At 40.7% G+C, this 3,287-nt stretch carries 7 protein-coding genes and 1 pseudogene; 3 read left to right on the top strand and 5 right to left on the bottom strand.

The features are described from left to right. From HWQ23_RS16950 to HWQ23_RS16940, 3 genes and pseudogenes are all read left to right on the top strand, one after another. Nucleotides 1–242, top strand: a pseudogene (locus tag HWQ23_RS16950) (hypothetical protein); the annotation flags it as partial. Between the two features lie 58 nt (nucleotides 243–300). Beyond that, entirely contained in the window at nucleotides 301–1,143 is an 843-nt protein-coding gene (locus HWQ23_RS16945; RefSeq protein ID WP_292830199.1) for a tyrosine-type recombinase/integrase, read from the top strand. Nucleotides 1,144–1,205: 62 nt separating this feature from the next. Next, nucleotides 1,206–1,391 carry a hypothetical protein gene (locus HWQ23_RS16940; protein WP_292830197.1) on the top strand — a complete coding sequence of 62 codons (186 nt, stop codon included), beginning with the start codon at nucleotides 1,206–1,208 and terminating at the stop codon, nucleotides 1,389–1,391. A gap of 116 nt (nucleotides 1,392–1,507) precedes the next feature. Here the strand turns inward: HWQ23_RS16940 and HWQ23_RS16935 are convergent, their stop codons facing one another. From HWQ23_RS16935 to HWQ23_RS16915, 5 genes are all read right to left on the bottom strand, one after another. Then, nucleotides 1,508–2,062, bottom strand: a complete 555-nt coding sequence (locus HWQ23_RS16935; RefSeq protein ID WP_292830195.1) for a hypothetical protein — start codon at nucleotides 2,060–2,062, stop codon at nucleotides 1,508–1,510. A gap of 44 nt (nucleotides 2,063–2,106) precedes the next feature. Beyond that, nucleotides 2,107–2,241, bottom strand: coding sequence for a hypothetical protein (locus tag HWQ23_RS16930; protein ID WP_292830193.1), 135 nt, complete (start codon nucleotides 2,239–2,241; stop codon nucleotides 2,107–2,109). Further along, nucleotides 2,229–2,435 carry a hypothetical protein gene (locus tag HWQ23_RS16925; protein ID WP_292830191.1) on the bottom strand — a complete coding sequence of 69 codons (207 nt, stop codon included), beginning with the start codon at nucleotides 2,433–2,435 and terminating at the stop codon, nucleotides 2,229–2,231. Before HWQ23_RS16925 ends, HWQ23_RS16930 begins: the two co-directional genes overlap by 13 nt. A gap of 72 nt (nucleotides 2,436–2,507) precedes the next feature. Continuing rightward, a complete protein-coding gene (locus HWQ23_RS16920; protein WP_292830189.1) occupies nucleotides 2,508–2,717 on the bottom strand; it encodes a hypothetical protein in 210 nt (69 codons plus the stop codon). A gap of 91 nt (nucleotides 2,718–2,808) precedes the next feature. Next, entirely contained in the window at nucleotides 2,809–3,141 is a 333-nt protein-coding gene (locus HWQ23_RS16915; protein ID WP_292830187.1) for a hypothetical protein, read from the bottom strand. Nucleotides 3,142–3,287: the final 146 nt, after the last annotated feature.

Genomic DNA, 3,287 nt, shown 5'->3' with positions numbered 1-3,287 from the left:
ATACATTTTGGCAGTTTTTGACCCCTCTTTTTTCAATCTTGGTGAGAAATCCGGGAGTTGAACTCCTTGCATTACCTCCTGAAAACCTAGCTCCGCGACTAGGTTTAACACCGTCGAGCCTCGCACCGGAACGAGAAAAACTCACTACCAAAGAATTTATCAGTTGGACTCGTAACCGTGACCCCAGAGGCATAGGTTGGGAATGGAATGCAAAAGATGGACTTTACCATCCAGTAAAATAATTTCAACTGTCCCCTCCAGTGGGGTTTAATGTAAGAGCATTCAACATAAGAATGGGCAATGTTGAATACTCCAACGCTCACTAACACCGAACTCATCGACCTTTGGCTGCACGGTAAGAGCAAAAACACCGTTGACGGCTACCGTCGCTATGCCAAGCGGTTTTTTTCTCATGTCAACAAGCCGCTCTCTGATTGCACCCTCATGGATTTTCAATTGTGGGTGATGACACTAAGTAGTTCTGACAATTCCAAGCGGGTAGCAGTGGGTGCAATTAAAAGCCTGTTTTCCTTTGCTAAACAGTTGGGGGTGATATCGGCTAACTTGGGAGTGTTAGTTAAATCACCCAAGGCTCATAACCGATTGGCAGAAAGAATTCTCACCCAAGAGGAAGTACAATTACTGATAAATTCCACGACAAACCCCCGCGATCGCACGATTATTCGTTTACTTTATTTTGCAGGTTTGCGGGTAAGTGAATTATGTAGCCTCAAGTGGCGTGACCTCAAAGCGCGGGGAGATGGGGGACAAATCACGGTATTCGGTAAAGGTGAGAAAACGAGAACCGTGCTGGTGGGTGCTGGTATTTGGCGGGAGATTAACTCTTTAAAGGGTTACGCTAAACATGATGACCCAGTGTTTGTTTCAGCTAAGGGTGGTCATCTGTGTCGGTCAATGGTTTTTCATATTGTGAAAAATGCTGCAAACCGCGCTCTTATTGAGGGGAATGTATCACCACACTGGCTTAGACATAGCCACGCTTCCCACAGTCTTGATAGAGGAGCGCCGATTCACTTGTTACAGAAAACGCTAGGGCATAGTTCGGTGGCGATTACTGAAATGTATCTTCATGCCAGGCCGACTGATAGCAGTGGGTTGTATTTGCTTGATGATGATGAGTAGGGGTGCGATTTTCTTAGAGGATGAAGGGCGATCGCACAAAGCACACAGCACAGAGTTGGACGATGCCCAGCGATGCCGAAGGCGGCAAGCTACGCACCACTGGGCATCTTGATGATTACGTCATCCTATTTCTGTGGCTGATTCGGGGGAAGCTGACAAGTTCCCTTTTGGAACTGGTACTCAATACCCAGCCCTCTCAGGTAAAAGCTTACTTTCTTTACAGCCTGATAACACAGCAGCAAAGATAGGAGCGATCGCCCCCACACAATTCTTAGAGGATTCAGACGGCGTACCCCCATGCTTTGACTGTGCGTTCTAAATAAAAAGGTGGGCAATGCCCACCTTTGAAGCTAATAATATTTAGTTAAATGTCTCCCACTTGCCAAGAGTCTTGCCAAGAACCTGTTTTATTATCTAGTCCGAAAAATCCTATACGTGTTGTATGCAATTGTGGAAGTATCACGTTAATAATAAATCTTTCCCACAAGCTTAAAACAGTATCTAATGGCATCATTTCATGTTTTATATACCATTTGGGATTGCCAACATATTCGCCTATTTGCTCTATAGCTCTTTCCGCAGGATACAACCAGGGTTCTACTTCATTTTCTACTAGACAATTTAAAAATTGTTGTCCGTAACGACCACCTGTACCAGAAAGGTTAATATTTATTCCATCCAAGTGAATAAAGCCTGTTATTTGACCGATTGTTTTAGGTTCTCGAAATAAGGTAATTACTGCTGTAAAATTTGCTATTGAAATATTACGAGGTGTTGCTCGTTCTCCTGAATATTCAAATTCTGAGCAAACGGCTACTACACCCAATAAGTATTTACGAAATCGCTTTATTGCTTCGTTAGTTACATCGCCGCCATAAGAAATTCCAGGCTCTGAGACAGGAATTAAATTAATTTTCATGCTTGGTAGATGTTTATTAGGATTAACTTTAAATTTAGTATCTCTTAAATATAAACATTTTTCAACTGTGGATATTTATGCCTTATTCTTAATGGTAATGGTGCGATCGCTTCTTTGATTTTCTTAGAGGATAAGGAAGCGATCGCTTTGAGCGGGCGACACCGACCTACCGTAAGCATCGCAAATCTTCCCTAGTTTCATAAATTCGGTCTTTTTGCCCATCAGATGAAACTTGAATAAGTTTTACCTTGATACCAACTGATTCTAAGGCCCTGCAAGCTTTAAATGCGTAAGCTCGATAGGGATAAAAATCATGAAGTTTCCATCTAAACAAGCAACGGATATAAAGCTGCACAATATAAGATTGTTCCATTTTTTCTCAGAGGATAAAGAATAAAGGAGCGATGCCTATGGAGGTAAACTACACTTTTGTAGAGCGATCGCACTAATCATTAACCAAAAACTCATTATCAGTTTTAGAAAAAATCAGTTTGCATCCAAATTCAACTACATAAACTTTTGTTAGTTCATACTGTTCTGCTCTTTCATCGAATAAACAAGTCACTGTCTTGACTTCTTGAGTACCAGAATTACAATACTTAAATGTTCCGGTAATAGTTCTCATTTTAGTTGGTTTATCTTCACCTTCAAACATAATTTATTCCTATTTTCCTAGAGGATAGAGTGTAGTCAGGGTTGGCGCAGCCCGTCGCAGGCATCTCTACGAGAGGCTGCGCCAACGCTAATTATTTCTTATTTTTGCCAACATATCTTGTTCCATCATATAAGCATGGGCTTTCTTCTTTATATTGATATGGATATTTATATGTGGTGCAAATTTGACCTGATACATTTAGATACATTGATCCAGAATATATTTCTTGTCCTGGACGAATAGAAATATGTTCTGCCCAAGTCAAATTCTGAAGATGATAAGTACTGGCATAACCTATTTTATGGTTATGTTCTGTTGGGATTTTTGATTTTTTTATAAACCATGATCCACAATCAGGGCATACATTATCATTTTCTTCAAAAAATCTCTCATCCGCCTCAAGATTGCAAGTAAAGCAAATCATTATTCAATCCCTCCATATAAAAGCTTATAGCCAAGCTTCAAGCGTTCGGTAAACTCTGGTGTATTTTGATTGTTCCAAACAGGATTACTTTTATAGCGGTTCCTGCTTGAGTACAATACAGTATGGGATGATGGAGTATATTAACG

Origin of the sequence: Nostoc sp. JL33, from assembly GCF_017114985.1 — a bacterium.
Classification (GTDB): Bacteria; Cyanobacteriota; Cyanobacteriia; order Cyanobacteriales; family Nostocaceae; genus Nostoc.
Note: the sequence above shows the minus strand (reverse complement) of the source record. Positions and strands in the feature narration are given on the sequence as shown.

Coding starts and splice junctions, on each gene's coding strand:
- HWQ23_RS16930 (WP_292830193.1), bottom strand. CDS start 2,241: ATGCTTACGGTAGGTCGGTGTCGCCCGCTCAAAGCGATCGCTTCCTTA.
- HWQ23_RS16925 (WP_292830191.1), bottom strand. CDS start 2,435: ATGGAACAATCTTATATTGTGCAGCTTTATATCCGTTGCTTGTTTAGA.
- HWQ23_RS16915 (WP_292830187.1), bottom strand. CDS start 3,141: ATGATTTGCTTTACTTGCAATCTTGAGGCGGATGAGAGATTTTTTGAA.
- HWQ23_RS16920 (WP_292830189.1), bottom strand. CDS start 2,717: ATGTTTGAAGGTGAAGATAAACCAACTAAAATGAGAACTATTACCGGA.
- HWQ23_RS16945 (WP_292830199.1), top strand. CDS start 301: ATGTTGAATACTCCAACGCTCACTAACACCGAACTCATCGACCTTTGG.
- HWQ23_RS16935 (WP_292830195.1), bottom strand. CDS start 2,062: ATGAAAATTAATTTAATTCCTGTCTCAGAGCCTGGAATTTCTTATGGC.
- HWQ23_RS16940 (WP_292830197.1), top strand. CDS start 1,206: ATGCCCAGCGATGCCGAAGGCGGCAAGCTACGCACCACTGGGCATCTT.